Source organism: Knoellia sinensis KCTC 19936, from assembly GCF_000768705.1.
GTDB lineage: Bacteria > Actinomycetota > Actinomycetes > Actinomycetales > Dermatophilaceae > Knoellia > Knoellia sinensis.
The window spans coordinates 119704-135606 of sequence record NZ_AVPJ01000001.1 but is presented as its reverse complement, the minus strand read 5'-3'; the positions used below and the strand labels follow the sequence as shown (position 1 = coordinate 135606).

General features: G+C 68.4%; 16 protein-coding genes. 11 read left to right on the top strand and 5 right to left on the bottom strand.

Annotation, left to right across the window (positions count from 1 at the left end; translation table 11 throughout):
• Positions 1-131: 131 nt before the first annotated feature.
• On the bottom strand, positions 132-1010 hold the full coding sequence (locus N802_RS00670) for a DUF3097 domain-containing protein (protein ID WP_035910793.1): 879 nt from the start codon (positions 1008-1010) through the stop codon (positions 132-134).
• A gap of 69 nt (positions 1011-1079) precedes the next feature.
• Here N802_RS00670 and hrcA point away from each other — a divergent pair, with 69 nt between their 5' ends.
• The 3 genes from hrcA (at position 1080) to N802_RS00655 (ending at position 4214) form a co-directional block, all read left to right on the top strand.
• Positions 1080-2111 carry a heat-inducible transcriptional repressor HrcA gene (gene hrcA, locus N802_RS00665; protein WP_035910788.1) on the top strand — a complete coding sequence of 344 codons (1032 nt, stop codon included), beginning with the start codon at positions 1080-1082 and terminating at the stop codon, positions 2109-2111.
• A 113-nt stretch (positions 2112-2224) separates the two neighbouring features.
• A complete protein-coding gene (dnaJ, locus tag N802_RS00660) occupies positions 2225-3358 on the top strand; it encodes a molecular chaperone DnaJ (protein WP_035910785.1) in 1134 nt (377 codons plus the stop codon).
• A gap of 112 nt (positions 3359-3470) precedes the next feature.
• Positions 3471-4214 carry a 16S rRNA (uracil(1498)-N(3))-methyltransferase gene (locus N802_RS00655; RefSeq protein ID WP_035910782.1) on the top strand — a complete coding sequence of 248 codons (744 nt, stop codon included), beginning with the start codon at positions 3471-3473 and terminating at the stop codon, positions 4212-4214.
• Between the two features lie 8 nt (positions 4215-4222).
• On the opposite strand, the gene N802_RS00650 is transcribed toward N802_RS00655, so the two are convergent.
• Together N802_RS00650 and N802_RS00645 are read right to left on the bottom strand one after the other, a co-directional pair.
• Entirely contained in the window at positions 4223-5344 is a 1122-nt protein-coding gene (locus tag N802_RS00650) for a Gmad2 immunoglobulin-like domain-containing protein (RefSeq protein WP_035910779.1), read from the bottom strand.
• Entirely contained in the window at positions 5341-5883 is a 543-nt protein-coding gene (locus tag N802_RS00645) for a SigE family RNA polymerase sigma factor (protein WP_052109256.1), read from the bottom strand. Before N802_RS00645 ends, N802_RS00650 begins: the two co-directional genes overlap by 4 nt.
• Positions 5884-5933: 50 nt before the next feature.
• On the opposite strand from N802_RS00645, the gene N802_RS00640 reads away from it, so the two are divergent.
• The 6 genes from N802_RS00640 (at position 5934) to N802_RS00615 (ending at position 12264) form a co-directional block, all read left to right on the top strand.
• Entirely contained in the window at positions 5934-6290 is a 357-nt protein-coding gene (locus N802_RS00640; RefSeq protein WP_035910774.1) for an HIT domain-containing protein, read from the top strand.
• A 16-nt stretch (positions 6291-6306) separates the two neighbouring features.
• Entirely contained in the window at positions 6307-7449 is a 1143-nt protein-coding gene (locus tag N802_RS00635; protein WP_245613778.1) for a PhoH family protein, read from the top strand.
• Positions 7446-7913 carry an rRNA maturation RNase YbeY gene (ybeY, locus tag N802_RS00630; RefSeq protein WP_035910771.1) on the top strand — a complete coding sequence of 156 codons (468 nt, stop codon included), beginning with the start codon at positions 7446-7448 and terminating at the stop codon, positions 7911-7913. Before N802_RS00635 ends, ybeY begins: the two co-directional genes overlap by 4 nt.
• Positions 7914-7961: 48 nt before the next feature.
• On the top strand, positions 7962-9263 hold the full coding sequence (locus N802_RS00625) for a hemolysin family protein (RefSeq protein WP_035910768.1): 1302 nt from the start codon (positions 7962-7964) through the stop codon (positions 9261-9263).
• A complete protein-coding gene (gene era / locus N802_RS00620; RefSeq protein WP_035910765.1) occupies positions 9256-10206 on the top strand; it encodes a GTPase Era in 951 nt (316 codons plus the stop codon). The genes N802_RS00625 and era overlap by 8 nt, the downstream gene beginning before the upstream one ends.
• 189 nt (positions 10207-10395) lie before the next feature.
• A complete protein-coding gene (locus N802_RS00615; RefSeq protein WP_052109255.1) occupies positions 10396-12264 on the top strand; it encodes a BCCT family transporter in 1869 nt (622 codons plus the stop codon).
• Between the two features lie 80 nt (positions 12265-12344).
• On the opposite strand, the gene N802_RS00610 is transcribed toward N802_RS00615, so the two are convergent.
• On the bottom strand, positions 12345-12851 hold the full coding sequence (locus tag N802_RS00610) for a hypothetical protein (RefSeq protein ID WP_035910762.1): 507 nt from the start codon (positions 12849-12851) through the stop codon (positions 12345-12347).
• A gap of 260 nt (positions 12852-13111) precedes the next feature.
• On the opposite strand from N802_RS00610, the gene N802_RS00605 reads away from it, so the two are divergent.
• Positions 13112-14146 (top strand): aspartate-semialdehyde dehydrogenase, encoded by a 1035-nt coding sequence (locus N802_RS00605; protein ID WP_035910759.1) that lies wholly within the window; start codon positions 13112-13114, stop codon positions 14144-14146.
• Between the two features lie 3 nt (positions 14147-14149).
• On the opposite strand, the gene N802_RS00600 is transcribed toward N802_RS00605, so the two are convergent.
• Complete coding sequence (locus N802_RS00600; protein ID WP_035910757.1) at positions 14150-15046, bottom strand: GNAT family N-acetyltransferase; 897 nt, start codon at positions 15044-15046, stop codon at positions 14150-14152.
• A gap of 89 nt (positions 15047-15135) precedes the next feature.
• On the opposite strand from N802_RS00600, the gene ddaH reads away from it, so the two are divergent.
• Positions 15136-15903 (top strand): dimethylargininase, encoded by a 768-nt coding sequence (gene ddaH / locus N802_RS00595; RefSeq protein WP_035910754.1) that lies wholly within the window; start codon positions 15136-15138, stop codon positions 15901-15903.

Genomic DNA, 15903 nt, shown 5'->3' with positions numbered 1-15903 from the left:
ATCCCCCGTTCGGGGTGTGATCAGGGTGGGATCAGGGGTGACCCTGCCGCGGAAGGCGCGCACACGGCATACCCACCGTGCTTGTGTCCGCAGGATTGGTCACCCAGGCGACCATTCCTGCGGACGCAGGCTCAGGCCGCCGGGGCGGTGACGAAGTCGATGAGCTCCTCGACCCGACCCAGCAACGACGGCTCGAGGTCGGCGTAGTTCCGCACCGTCCCGAGAATCTGCTTCCAGGCGCGGGCGATGTCGGCCTGGTCGTCGTGGGGCCAGCCAAGGTGCGCGCAGATGCCGTGCTTCCACGAGGTGCCGCGGGGGATGACCGGCCACTGCTGCATGCCCAACCGCTCCGGCCGCACGGATTGCCACACGTCGACGTAGGGGTGCCCGACGATGAGGACGTGCGGAGCGAACGGCTGCAGCCGGGAGGCGGCCTCGACGACGCGCGTCTCCTTCGTCCCGGGCACGAGGTGGTCGACCAGCACTCCCATGCGCTTGCCCGGTCCGGGCGCGAAGTCGCGAATCGCGGCCTCCAGGTCATCGACGCCGTCGAGGGGCTCGACGACGACGCCTTCGACACGGAGGTCGTGACCCCAGACCTTCTCGACGAGCTCCGCGTCGTGCGTGCCTTCGACGAAGATCCGTGACGCGCTGGCCACCCTGGCTGGGGCGTGCGCGACTGCGCGGGATCCGCTGGCCGTCCGGGACGCGGCGGTTCGGGCCGCTGTCAGTTTGGCATCGGCAGCGGCCGTCGGCTTGGTCAGCGTCACCGGGCGACCGTCGACGTGGAAGCCGGGCCCGAGCGGGAAGGCCTTGGTGCGTCCCCGACGATCCTCCAGGTGGACGACCTGGATGCCGCCCGCCTTCTCGACGCGGACCACCGCACCGACCCAGCCGGTTTCGACGTCCTCGACGACGAGCCCGAGTTCGGCGGCGAGGGGAGTGGAGCGGCCGCCGCGAGGCGCCTTCCAGTCGCCGGAGAGCACGTCCTGTCCGTAGCGATCCGTCACCTGCGTGAGGGTAGACGTAGAATTGGCACTCACCAAGCATGAGTGCCAGCGCGAAGGGAGGTGTCGCGGATGAGTGAGGATCGTCGGCTCGCGGTGTTGCGGGCCATCGTCCAGGACTACGTCGAGACGTCCGAGCCGGTGGGGTCCAAGGCCCTGCTCGAGCGTCACCAGCTCGGGGTCTCGGCCGCCACCGTGCGCAACGACATGGCCGCCCTCGAGGAGGAAGGTCTGATCGCGGCGCCGCACACGAGCGCGGGTCGCATCCCGACCGACGCGGGCTACCGGCTCTTCGTCGACCGGCTGACCACGGTCAAGCCCTTGAGCGGTGCCGAGAAGCGCGCCATCAGCACGTTGCTCGACGGCGCCATCGATCTCGATGACGTCGTCGACCGGACGGTCCGGCTCCTCGCATCGCTGACTCGTCAGGTCGCCGTGGTGCAGTACCCATCGCTCACCCGGTCCTCGGTCCGGCACATCGAGCTCGTGCCCATCGGCGCAACCCGTCTGCTCGTCGTCCTCATCACGACGACGGGGCGCGTCGAGCAGCGGGTCCTCGAGACGGGCACGGACCTCACCGATCCGACGGCCGAGCGGATGCTTGCGTCCCTCCGGGCCGACGTCAACCGCGCCACGGTGGGGAAGACGTTGGCGGATGCCGCCGGGGGGCTCGGTGAACTCCCGATCCAGGTCGACCCCGGCGCGCGCGGACTCCTCGCGGCGATCGCGGCCGAGCTCACCGAGGTGCTGGTCGAGCAGCGCGAGGAGCGGGTCGTCATGGCCGGAACCTCCAACCTCGTCCGTGCCGGCGAGGACTTCCCGACGTCGATCGGACCCGTCCTGGAGGCGCTGGAGGAGCACGTCGTCCTGCTCAAGCTCCTCGGAACGGTGACCGATCAGGGCGACGCCGTTGCGGTCCGGATCGGGGCCGAGAACCCGTATGCCGGGTTGCAGTCGACGTCGCTCGTCACCTCTGGCTATGGCGCGGGGTCCGACCTCGTCGCCGGCCTGGGCGTCGTCGGCCCGACCCGCATGGACTACCCCACGACGATGGCTGCCGTGCGCGCCGTCGCGACCTACGTCAGTCGGATCCTGGCTGACTGACCCCGTTCGACCGTCCACCGACACCCACTGCACAGGCACCACAGCACAGACACCACAGCACAGACCCACTGCACCAAGTACCCACTGCACCAATGCGAAGGACGTCCACCGAAGTGAACGACTACTACGCCGACCTCGGCGTGGCCCGTGACGCGACTGCCGACGAGATCAAGAAGGCCTACCGCCGAGCCGCACGCAAACTCCACCCAGACGTCAATCCCGGCCCCGAGGCCGAGGAGCAGTTCAAGAAGGTCTCGCAGGCCTACGACGTGCTCTCCGACGCGGAGAAGAAGCGCAACTACGACATGGGCGCCGACCCCTACGCCGGAGCAGGTGCTTCGGGCTTCGGCCAAGGCTTCTCGTTCAGCGACGTCATGGACGCGTTCTTCGGCGCGGGCGCGGGGCAGGCGCAGGGTGGTGGACCTCGGTCGCGTCAGGCGCGGGGCCAGGACGCTCTGGTTCGCCTCGACCTCGACCTCGCCGACGCCGTGTTCGGCGCCGAGAAGGAACTCACCGTGGACACGGCGGTGGGCTGCTCGACCTGCCACGGGGCTGGCACCCAGCCCGGGACCGGCACGCGAACGTGTGACGTGTGCCAGGGGTCCGGGCACATCCAGCAGGTCCAGCGGAGCTTCCTCGGCCAGGTCATGACCTCCAGGCCGTGCGTCAACTGCCAGGCGACGGGTCAGGTCATCGAGGCCCCTTGCTACGAGTGCTCCGGCGACGGTCGGGTCCGGAGCCGGCGCACGTTGACGATCCGCGTCCCCGCGGGCGTCGACACCGGTACGCGCATCCAGCTGGCGGGCGAGGGTGAGGTGGGCCCGGGCAACGGCCCGGCCGGTGACCTCTACGTCGAGGTGGCGGTGCGCCGCGACCAGCGGTTCCAGCGCCAGGGAGACGACCTGCACGCGACGCTCGAGGTCCCCATGACTGCGGCGGCCCTGGGTGCGACGGTGCCGTTCGAGACCTTCGACGGGGTGAGCGAGCTCGACGTGCGACGCGGCATCCAGTCCGGGGAACAGATCTTGCTCCGCGGGCTCGGGGTGACCCACCTGCGCGGGTCCGGCCGAGGCGACATCATCGTCCACGCCATGGTGGCGACGCCGACCAAGCTGACCTCCGAGCAGGAGGACCTGCTGCGCCAGCTCGCCGCGCTCCGCGACGAGGAGAAGCCGACCGGGCAGGTTGCGAACCCCACGGAGGGTTCCCTCTTCGGCAAGCTGCGCGACGCGTTCAAGGCGCGTTGAGCCCCATGACGTGCGCGCCGCTCCGTGACATGTGGCACGGCACGCTCAGTTGCTCCTTCGTCGCAAGCGCGCGCCCCGCCACATGTCACTGCTCGGTCGCAGGAGCGGTGGCGTGAGTCTCCACCTCTACCTCGTGGCCGGCGGAACCCTCGACGGGACTCGCGTCGGTGATGTCGTCGTGCTCGACGGGAGCGAGGGCCGCCACGCTGCCACGGTGAAGCGCACCCAGCCGGGGGAGCACCTCCGTCTGGCCGACGGAGCCGGGCGTCTCGTCACGGGTGAGGTCGAGTCCGTCGAGCGCGACCGGCTGACCCTCCGCGTCGAGATCGTCGAGGACGTGCCTGTCCCGTCTCCGCGACTCGTGCTCGTCCAGGCCCTGGCGAAGGGAGATCGGGACGACCAGGCGATCGAGGCGGCCACCGAGCTCGGCGTCGACGAGGTCGTGCCGTGGCAGGCCAGCCGCAGCATCGTCCAGTGGCGCGGCGATCGCGGGGACAAGGCATGGCGCAAGTGGGATGCCGTTCTCATCGCGGCCACGAAGCAGTCTCGACGCCCCCGTCGACCGATCCTGGCTCCCGTGGTGACCACGACCGAACTTGCGGCGCGCATCGCCGCGGGCGTCACGGCATACGTGCTCCATGAGGACGCCCAGTTGCCCTTGGCCGCCGAGACCTTGCCCGACGAGGGCGACGTGCTCCTCGTCGTGGGTCCCGAGGGCGGCATCGCGCCCCAGGAGCTCGAGGCGTTCGCCAGCGCCGGCGCTCGGATCGTCCGCCTCGGCGACACGGTCCTCCGCTCGTCGAGTGCAGGACCTGCCGCGCTGGCCGTCCTCAGTGCCTCAGCCCGCTGGCGCTGACGACGCCCTCACCGCACCGTGAACGTGACGACCCGCTCGGCAAGCACTCGAGCACCGTCCTCGGGAGACGTGGTGAAGGCGCGGATCGCGTAGCTCCCCGCGTCGAGTCGGCCCAGATCGATGCTGAACGTGCCACGACTGGGCGCGCCGACAGAGGCTGTTGTGAAGCCCTCACGCACGGTCGAATCTCCCGATCGCAGCTCCCACTCGACGTTGGCCTCCCAGGCCACGGCCTGTCCACGCACGACCACGACGTTGGAGCCGCGGAGTGAGGCACCCGGGGAGGGGGCGTCGATCCAGATGTCGCAGAGAGCTTCTGGGGGAGTCGAGGCGCGCGTGAAGGTCGACGTCGTGGCCACATGACCGAGCAGTCGGCCTCCGCCCGCAGCGGTGATCTGGACCGGGACGTCACCCCGACCGACGACCGCCTGCGCGGTCCACACGAGTGCGGACACGCCCAATCGGGCCGCGTTGGCTGATGCGGCGGACGACCCCGGACCCGACAACTCGAGGGTGATGCGGCCGCTCGTGACGGTGACGTCCTCGATCGTGACTCCGCGCCAGAGATCGGTTCGCCGCAGCGACTCCTCAACAGCGGTGGACACCCGGGTCGATTCGGTCGCGGATCCGCCCGATGCCTTGAACTCACGCACCAGGCCGGGACGGTTCGCCGACCCCCCGTTGGTGCCCACTCGGTAGATCGCGAGGGCACTGCTCGACGTGGGTTGGTTGGGGGCTGGAGGCACGGCCGGCGGGGACGTCGATGGAGTTGGCGCAGTGGTCCCCGGTTGAGAGGCACTGGGCGACGCGGTCGGGGACGCGCTCGGGGAGATGCTGGGCGACGCGGAGGGTGCGGGCGCGGAGCTGGTGGGCGTGGCCGACGGGGTGTTGGCAGGCAGAGTCGGCTCCGAGTCCGGGCGTGATGCCCAGACCGCACCGGCCACTGTGGCAGCCGCGGCGGCGATACCGATTCCCGCGAGCCAGCGCCGACGCACGTTCACGGCCTCCGGCTCCGCAGCCGCCCGCAGAATCTCGTCGAGCCGGGCTGAAGGATGGACCTCGGCCGCGCGCTGGGCCAAGGCCTCGCGAAGCTCTCGCTCGGTCGACGACTGGTCGAACTGGGTGGTCATGTCCGGTCCTCCATCTGGGTGCGCAGGGCGGCGAGACCACGATGGGCATGGGCCTTGACCGAGCCGGGCGCGATGCCGAGGCTATCGGCGATCTGGGCCTCACTGAGATCGAGGTAGTAGCGCAGCACCAGCACCTCGCGCTGACGCGTGGGCAACTTCTGAAGGCGGTGGAACAGGTCGGCGGCTCCGGTCGCCGAGATCGCCTCGTCCTCGGCGCTCGCGACCCTCAGGTGACGTGTGCCGTGTGGCAGTGACTCGAGATATCGCTGCTCCACCTTGTGGTGCCGGAGCGCGGAGCGCGCTCCGTTGACGACACACTGCCGCAGGTATGCCGCACCGCGGCCTTCCTGGACCTCGTGCCACTTCCGATGGAGCGAGATGAAGGCGTCCTGGGCGATCTCCTCCGCGAGGAGATCGTCGTGGACGAAGAGCCAGGCCAGCCGGACCATGGGGGTCCAGTGCACGGCATACAGGCTCGACACGCCGTCATCGGCGGCGGCGCGCGCTCTTGCGTCACGTCGTGACCCCACGAGAGTCATTGTCACGTCCCTGAGACGCCTGAGGGGCGAGATCGGTTTACTGTCGGGGCATGGCCCCTGCGCAGACTTCTCCCGAATGCCTGTTCTGTCGCTTCGTCTCGCGCGAGATCGAACCCGACGTGGTTGCCGAGACCCCGCACAGCCTCGCGTTCCGCGACATCGAGCCGCAAGCGCCGAAGCACGTCCTCGTGGTTCCCAAGCGGCACGTCGAGAATGCCGGCGAACTCGCCGAGAACCCGCTCGAGCTGGCGGATGTCGTCGGCCTCGCGAGGGACGTCGCGGCGTCCGAGGGCCTTGACGCGGGGTACCGGCTGGTCTTCAACACCGGCGTCGAGGGTGGGCAGGCCGTGTTCCACGCTCATCTGCACGTGCTGGGTGGCCGGCGAATGCAATGGCCTCCCGGCTGAGCCGAACCGTAGACTCATGGGTGACATGACAGACGCATCACACACCTCCACGTCCGGCGACCCGTCGACTCACCTCCCGGTCCACACCGTCACGATCCCGGCCGACGTGCCGATGGTGTCCCTCCTGGGTCCACGCGACGAGTTGCTCCGCACCATGGAGCGCCAGTTCCCGCTGACCTCGATCCACGTGCGCGGCAACGAGTTCCACCTCTCCGGCACCAGCGCGGAGGTCGCGCTTGTCGAGCGCGTCATCGACGAGCTGCTCGCCGTCATCGACGGTGGTCAGGCGCTCAACCGTGATGCGGTCGAGCGGTCCATCGCGATGCTGCGCGCACAGACAGCAGAGCGTCCCGCTGACGTCCTCACGATGAACATCGTGTCGTCGCGGGGCCGCACCATTCGACCGAAGACGCTGGGTCAGAAGCGCTACGTCGACGCGATCGACGACCACACGATCACGTTCGGGATCGGTCCTGCGGGAACGGGCAAGACCTATCTCGCCATGGCCAAAGCCGTCGCGGCCCTCCAGTCGAAGCAGGTCAACCGGATCATCCTCACCCGCCCCGCGGTGGAGGCGGGTGAACGTCTGGGCTTCCTCCCGGGCACCCTCAACGACAAGATCGACCCCTACCTGCGACCCCTCTATGACGCCCTGCATGACATGGTCGACCCCGACTCGATCCCGCGGCTCATGGCGGCAGGGACCATCGAGGTGGCCCCGCTCGCGTTCATGCGCGGTCGTTCGATCAACGACTCCTTCGTGATCCTCGACGAGGCCCAGAACACCACGCCCGAGCAGATGAAGATGTTCCTCACCAGGCTTGGGTTCGGCTCCAAGATGGTTGTGACGGGCGACGTCACCCAGGTGGACCTGCCCGGCGGCACGCAGAGCGGCCTCCGCGTCGTCCGCGACATCCTGACCAGCGTGGAGGACATTCACTTCACCGAACTCACCGCCCAGGATGTGGTCCGGCACCGGCTGGTCGGCCAGATCGTCGACGCCTACGGGCGATGGGACGCGCGCCATCAGCCCAAGGGGGCGGCCCGGCCACGGCGCTCGCCCAAGAGGAGTTCGCCCGACGCGGCGTCCTCGGGCGAGGCGACCTCACCGTCCGAACCAGCCACGAACCCGACGGGTGACCAGGGCGGCGACGCGTGAGCATCGACGTCCTCAACGAAACCGAGTTCCACCTCGACGAGCTCGAACTCGTGGCCTGCGCTCGCTACGTCATGGGCGAGATGAAGGTCCACCCCCAGGCCGACCTGTGCCTGCGCCTCGTCGACGAGGACGCGATGGAGACCTTGCACATCCAGTGGATGGACCTGCCGGGGCCGACCGATGTCATGAGCTTCCCCATGGATGAGCTCCGTCCGGGCAGTGACGACGACGACCCCGAAGAGGGGGTCCTTGGGGACATCGTTCTGTGCCCGAGCGTCGCCGAGAAGCAAGCCGCGGCCGCAGGCCACGCCACCGAAGAGGAGCTCCTGCTGCTCACGACCCACGGCATCCTCCACCTCCTGGGCTACGACCACGCCGAGCCCGACGAGGAGAAGGAGATGTTCGAGCTGCAACGCCAGCTCCTGCTGACCTTCCTCGCGACGAGGGGTCGGCACGGTGCCTGACCCAGCCAGTCCCGACGCCTCGACGTCGGGTAGCAGGGCGGTGACCCCATGACCAGGCTCGTCGTCTTCAGCATCCTCGGTCTCGTGATGTCGTTCGCCCTGTCGGCGGCCGAGGCAGCCCTGCAACGGGTCTCGCGGGTTCGCGCCCAGGAACTCCTCGACGACGGTCGCCCCGGATCGGGGGCCTTGGTCAAGGTCGTGGGTGACAGCGCGGCATACCTCTCGGTCGTCTCGTTCGTCCGTGTCATCGCCGAGATGACCACCGCAGTGCTCGTGACCACGGCGGTCTACCGCGCCGTCGACGGGACGTGGAAGCCCCTCCTGATCGCCATCGCGATTCTGGCCGTCGTCTCCTTTGCCCTCGTCGGCGTGTCACCTCGCACCCTCGGTGGGCAGCACGCCGCCGGAGTGGCACTCGTGGCGGCGCCGGTCGCGATCTGGCTGCGCCGGTTGCTCGGACCCCTGTCACGGCTCCTCGTCGTCCTCGCCAACGCAGTGACCCCCGGGCGCGGCTACCGCGACGGACCCTTCGAGAGCGAGTCCGAACTGCGCGACCTGGTCGACCTCGCCGGTGAGTCGTCGCTGATCGAGGCGGGCGAGCGCCAGATGATCCACTCGGTCTTCGAGCTCGGCGACACCCTGGCCAGAGAGGTCATGGTTCCACGCACAGACATGGTGACGATCGACAGTGACCGTGTTGCACGACAGGCGATGAATCTCTTTCTCCGCAGCGGCTATTCACGAATCCCGGTCACGGGTGAGGACTCCGACGACGTGCTCGGGCTCCTCTACTTCAAGGACGTCGTCAGGCGCGTCACGTCTGATCCGGCGAGCGCCACCATGCCGGTCGCCGCGCTCATGCGACCGATGCCGTTCATCCCCGAGTCCAAGCCGGTCGACGCCCTGCTGCGTGAGATGCAACGCGACCAGACCCACTTCGCTCTCGTCGTGGACGAGTGGGGTGGCACGGCCGGCCTGGTGACCATCGAGGACATCATCGAGGAGATCGTGGGTGAGATCGCGGACGAGTACGACCGAGAGACCCCCGACCTCGAGGAACTCCCGGACGGGCGCTGGCGCGTCGACGCCACGATGGACATCGATGACCTCGCGGATCACCTCGGGGTGACGATCGAGGAGGACGAGGTCGACACCGTCGGCGGACTCATCGGCAAGACCATCGGACGCGTGCCCATCCTGGGATCGACATGCGACGTCGCCGGCCTCCGACTCACCGCGGAGCGCATGGCCGGTCGTCGCCACCGCATCGCCACGGTCATCGTGGAGCGCATCGTGACGTCCGAGCACGAGATGATGGAGCCAGCCGAGACCGGGAGTGCCCATGAGTGAGTCCGTCACCGCCGATTCCGGTGCCACCGAGAAGCCGTATGCCGCTGGGTTCGCCTGTCTCATCGGTCGCCCGAACGCCGGCAAGTCGACCCTCACCAACGCGCTCGTGGGTGACAAGGTCGCGATCACGTCGAGCAAGCCGCAGACGACCCGGCACACCATCCGGGGCATCGTCACGTCGCCGACCAGCCAGCTGATCCTCGTCGACACCCCCGGGCTGCACAAGCCGCGGACCCTGCTCGGGGAGCGTCTCAACGACCTCGTCCGCGAGACCCTTCTCGACGTCGATGTCGTCGGCTTCTGTCTCCCGTCGGACCAGCGGATCGGACCGGGAGACCAGTTCATCGCGCGCGAACTCGTCGAGCTCAGGCAGGCCAAGCGCACGCCGATCATCGCGCTCGCCACCAAGTCCGACAAGGTCGATCGCAAACGGTTGGCCGAGCACCTCATCGCCATCGACCAACTCGGCGACTGGGCCGAGATCGTCCCGTGCTCGGCCACCAAGGGCGATCAGGTCGACACGGTCGCGGCCGTCCTCGCGAAGTACCTTCCGGCGTCGCCGGGACCGCTCTATCCCGATGACGTGCTCACCGACGAACCCGAGGTCGTCATGATCGCCGAGCTCGTCCGCGAGGCGGCTCTGGAGGGTGTGCGCGACGAGCTCCCGCACTCGATCGCTGTCGTGGTCGAGGAGATGCTCCCGCGTCCGGACCGTCCGGAGGGCAAGCCCCTCATGGACGTGCGTGTCAACGTCTTCGTGGAGCGGTCGTCGCAGAAGGCGATCATCATCGGGCGCGGTGGCTCGCGTCTCCGTGAGGTGGGGTCCACGGCACGTGCAGGGATTGAGAAGCTTCTCGGTCAGCGGGTCCATCTCGACCTCCACGTGAAGATCGCCAAGGACTGGCAGCGGGACCCAAAACAGTTGCAACGACTGGGTTTCTGATCCCTGGTCGGTGCGCGCTGCGCACCGGAGCGGACTCGCGAAGGCGGGCGGACGGCATACGTCCAAGTTGTGATCGCGCGCGTCATTCGGCATGGTGGAGCGGCTGGAACCCTGAGATCGACGGCATGCGAGCCGCACACGCAACTGACGAGAACAACGAAGGAGCGGCGCTTCGGCGTCGAATCACCCGTGGACACGAAACTCACCAAGACCGGACCAACCGCGCCGGCAGACGCAACGGGGGAGCGCGAGATCCTCGACGGTCCGCTGCTCGACGAAACTCCCCACCCCGCCCTCGACCACCGCGTGGAGGAGCACCCCGCCGACGAGCCCCAGAAGCTCGACACGATCGTCTTTGGCGTCACTGCCGTGATCGCCATCGGCTTCGTCCTCTGGGGCTTCCTCAGCACCGAGACGTTGGGGTCGGCGTCATCCGCCGGACTCGCCTGGGTCGTCCACAACATGGGCTGGCTCTTCTCGCTCGTGGCCTCGGGCTTCGTCGTGTTCGTCATCTGGCTCGCAGCCGGGAAGTTCGGTCGCATCCCCCTCGGACGCGACGACGAGGAACCCGAGTTCAGGACGGTCTCCTGGATCGCCATGATGTTCTCGGCCGGGATGGGCATCGGCCTGATGTTCTACGGCGTCTCGGAGCCGGTGGCGCACTTCGTCACCCCGCCACCGGGCACCGGTGAGGTCGGCAACCCGCAGGCCGTGCAGACCGCCATGGCGACCACCCTCTTCCACTGGACGTTGCACCCGTGGGCGATCTACGCGGTCGTCGGCCTTGCTGTCGCCTATGGCGTCTTCCGCCGCGGTCGTTCCCTGCTCATCAGCTCGGCGTTCGCGCCCCTGATTGGTGAGCGCAGGGCCGCCGGTCCGGCGGGACGGGTCATCGACATCCTTGCCATCTTCGCCACGCTCTTCGGCTCCGCGGCTTCGCTCGGCCTGGGCGCCCTGCAGATCGGCTCCGGTCTCGAGATCGTGGCGGGCATCGGTCAGGCCGGCAACGCCGTCCTCGTCGCGATCATCACGGTCCTCACCCTGTGCTTCATCCTGTCGGCCGTCTCCGGCGTCTCCAAGGGCATCCAGTGGCTGTCCAACACCAACATGGTGCTGGCGCTGACGCTCGCGGTGTTCGTGTTCATCGTCGGCCCGACGGTCTTCATCCTGAACCTCGTTCCGACCGCTGTGGGGTCGTACTTCCAGGACCTGGCCATGATGTCGGCTCGGACCGACGCCGCCGGTGGCGACGCGATGCAGACGTGGCTGTCGGGCTGGACGATCTTCTACTGGGCCTGGTGGGTGTCGTGGACGCCGTTCGTCGGCATGTTCATCGCCCGCATCTCACGCGGCCGCACGATCCGCCAGTTCGTCACTGGAGTCCTGCTCGTGCCGAGCCTGGTGTCGCTCGTGTGGTTCGCGATCTTCGGCGGCGCCGGGATCTTCACCCAGCGCAGCGGCACCGACCTGGCCGGCGCTGCGTCGCCCGAGGCGACGTTGTTCGGGATGCTCGAGACGATGCCACTCTCGACGATCACCTCGGTCGTCGTCATGCTGCTCGTCGCGATCTTCTTCGTGTCCGGTGCGGATGCCGCGTCCATCGTCATGGGCACGCTCTCGGAGCGCGGCACCTTGGCGCCGAGTCGCCCGACGGTGATCTTCTGGGGTGTGGCCACCGGCGCGGTCGCCGCGGTCATGCTCGTCGTCGGTGGCTCTGACGCGCTGTCCGGCTTGCAGAACATCACGATCATCGCGGCGTTGCCGTTCGTGCTCGTCATGGTCGGACTGGCCGTCTCGCTCGTGAAGGACCTTTCGGCTGACCCGCTCGTCGTCCGCCGCGCGTATGCCGTGGCCGCCGTCGAGCAGGCCGTCGTGGCCGGCGTGACCGATCACGGCGACGACTTCACTCTGACCTACGAGGAGGCCGCGCCCGGTGAGGGCGTCGGCGAGTTCGTCACCGTCCCCGGTTTGTCAACGACCTCGGTCGAAGCGGCGGACGCGGGTGACACTGACGCCGAGGCCACCACTGCTGAGGCGCAGATGGACGTGAAGGTCTGACCCGCTCTTCCTTGAGCGAAGAAGGGGCCGCACCAGCAAGGCTGGTGCGGCCCCTCTCGTCATCCAGGGAGTGACGTCAGTCAGCTCAGGCTCGAGGTTCCGAACACGGAGCCGTCCGCCGGGATGCCGAACAGGTTGACGAACTGTCGCAGGATGGCGCCACCCTCGGGGTGGACGGTCAGCGTGGCAGTCGTGTCGGACGTCTGCTCCGCCACGTAGAGGTTGACCCGCTCGTCGTTGATGACGCCGGACACGAGGCCGGCCTTGATGTCGTACTTGATGGCCTCGATGGTCAGGGAGCTGCCATCGGCCTTCGCGAGGGTGATCCCGCCGTGCTGGATGACCTTCTGCGACGCCTCGACGTTGTTGGTGACAGGCGCGGTGATCGTGCCCGTGGCCGCGTCGTACTCAGTGCCGCCGAAACCGGTGATGGTGAAGAGGCCGAGGGTCGTCCCGAGCTGGAGCAGACCGGACTGGGTTGAACTCGTGTACTTGGCCTTGGGGGCAGCGGTGGCCGTCGTGGTGAGGCCCAGGGTGAGACCCAGTGCCGCGAGAAGGCCAAGCATGACCGTGAGAATTCGCTTCATGTGTGGTGGTTCCTCCTGATGGGGCGGCCTCCTCGTTGAGGCCGCTCGATGCGAGCAGAGTCGCCCCCTCACTCTGGCTCGGATGGTTACCAACTGGTAGGTAACAATTCAACCGTAACCGTTTCGTGATCTTTTCCCGTCGGTTTCCCGACAGGCGTGACCAAGTACCGACGTGACCAAGTACCGGCGTGGTCGCGCCCATGAAGCCCACGGAGTGGTCGTCGGGGCGGCGCTCTCCGCGCCGCCTCTAAACTTGCCCCATGCGAGTTGGTGTTTTCGGAGCAACTGGTCAGGTCGGCGGCGTGATGCGCGCCCTTCTCGAGGAGCGCGGCTTCCCGGTCGACGAGATCCGCTATTTCGCTTCCGCGCGGTCTGCCGGCACGACGCTGCCCTGGAAGGGTGCCGACGTGACGGTTGAGGACACCGAGACCGCGGACTTCTCCGGGCTCGACATCGCGCTCTTCTCCAACGGCGGTTCGGCGTCGAAGGTCTGGGCGCCACGCGTCGCGGAGGCAGGGGCGACGGTCATCGACAACTCCTCGGCCTGGCGCAAGGACCCCGAGGTCCCGCTCGTCGTGGCCGAGGTGAACCCCGACGACCTCGACTCGATCCCCAAGGGCATCGTCGCCAACCCCAATTGCACGACGATGGCCGCGATGCCGGTGCTCAAGCCGCTTCACGACGTCGCGGGGCTCGTCCGACTCAATGTCGCCTCGTACCAAGCCGTTTCGGGTTCCGGCGGCAAGGGCGTCGAGGAGCTGGACGGGCAACTGCGTGGGGCGTATGCCGCCGGCTCACCTGCAGCTCTCGCGCTCGACGGCCGCGCGGTCGCCGTTCCCGACCCGAACGTGTATGCCGTGCCCGTCGGCTTCAACGTCATCCCTCTCGCTGGCTCGATCGTCGACGACGGCTCCCTCGAGACCGATGAGGAGCAGAAGCTCCGCAACGAGTCCCGCAAGATCCTGCACGTCCCCGACCTTCGCGTCTCCGGCACGTGTGTGCGGGTTCCGGTGTTCACCGGCCATTCGCTCGCGATCCATGCCGAGTTCGCTGACGACATCTCGCCCGAGCGTGCGCTCGAGCTGCTCGGCAAGGCGCCTGGTGTCGTGGTCACCGACGTGCCCAACCCGCTCGAGGCAGCAGGTCGTGACGAGGTGTTCGTCGGCCGGGTCCGCGCTGACCAGGCCGCGCCCGACGGCAAGGGACTCGTGCTCTTCGTCGTCGGCGACAACCTCCGCAAGGGCGCGGCCCTCAACGCCGTGCAGGTCGCGGAGGAGCTCCTCAAGCGTCGCTGAGGCTCAGAGGTCGGTCATCCAGTGGCGCCAGGTCTGGGTCACGTTCATGCCGACATGCTCGTAGAGGCCCAGAGCGCCGGTGCGTGAGTCGGTCGACAACTCGCTGATCGTCGCCCCGTGCTCACGGGCTCGCTGGAAGGCGTCGGAGAGCAGGCTCCTCGCCAGCCCCAGCCCGCGTTGGTCGCGTCGCACGGCGATGGCGTCGACGTAGCCCGTGCGATCCGCGAGGATCGTGTAGGCCACACCCACATCGGTGCCACTGTCGTCCGTGACGAAGCGGATTTGCCACGACTCGAAGCCGGGTCGCAGCGGCCCTCGCGGTGCCCAGTCGTCGTAGCTGGACGGATCGCGATCCGGCCACTCGCCGAACGCATCCTCGATCAGCTGGAAGGCGATGCGTCCATCACCGCCACCGGCGAACTCACGGAGAGAGTAGCCGGCTGGAAGTGGCTGCGGTGCGATGGTCGCTTCCTGGGGGAGTTGCAGGACCCACGAAGTCCACCCCTCGCGGTAGCCGCGCGCCCTGAAGAACTCCTCGGGGTGGCTGCCGCCGGGCACGGTCTGGCCCACCAGGCGCGACCCCTGGCTGCGGGCCAACTCCTCGACCCAGTCGGCCAGCCATGTGCCGATGCCGCGCCCGCGAAACTCCGGATGCACGCCACCCTCGGCCCGGCGCCCCTTGAACACCTCGCCGAATGCGACGAGGCGGTCGCCGTCCCAGACGCCGATGCTCTCGGTGGCAAGGTCGAAGCTCGCCCGGGCCCAGTCGCCCTGGATGTCCTCGAGCTCGATGGCTGCCTCTCCAGCGTCGACCAGCTCGGTCGCGGCGACAACGTCGCACACAGCCTGTGCATCGGCCGGGACGTGGGGGCGAACCGTGAATCCGTCGGGAAGTGCCATGCGCTCAGAGTGCCGGACCGTATGCCGTGCTGTCGCCTGACTTTGCTGGACGCGCGTCCTCTTCGATGGGTGGACCCTAGGGTTGTCGGGTGACCCGCCGCACTGCCCTCATCCGTCGCCCCGGTCCTCGGCTTGCCGATGGGCTCGTCACCCACCTCGAGAAGTCCGAGATCGACCTGGGTCTGGCCGTGCAGCAGTGGGAGGACTACACGGCCACCCTCCGCACCGCTGGGTGGGAGACCGTCGAGGTGCCGGCGGCCGATGAGTGCCCGGATGCCGTCTTCATCGAGGACGCCGTGGTGGTGTCGGGGGACCTTGCCATCCTGACGAATCCCGGTGCGGCGGAACGCAAACCGGAAGTGGCGGCAGTCGAGGGTGTCGTGCGCGACCTCGGCTATCGCGTCGTGCGGATCGAAGACCCTGGCACCCTCGACGGGGGAGACGTCCTCAAAGTCGGCGACACGGCATACGTCGGTCTGGGTGGGCGCACCAACGGTGCAGGGATCCAGCAACTCGCAGGGCACTTGGAGTCCGTGGGCATGCGCACCCAGGCCGTGACGGTCGAGCGGGCGCTGCACCTGAAGTCCGCCGTCACCGCGCTACCGAACGGCACCGTGATCGGCTGGGATCCCGTCGTGGACTGGCCGGGCGCGTTCCCGCACTACGAGGGGATGCCCGAAGAGGGCGGAGCCCATGTCGTCCTGCTCGACGACAACCTGCTGCTCATGGCTGCAAGCGCTCCGCGAACGGCCGAGTTGATGCGCAGTCGAGGGCACGAGGTCGTCACCGTGGACATCAGCGAGTTCGAGAAGCTCGAGGGCTGCGTCACCTGCCTGTCGGTCCGCTGCCGCGGCTGA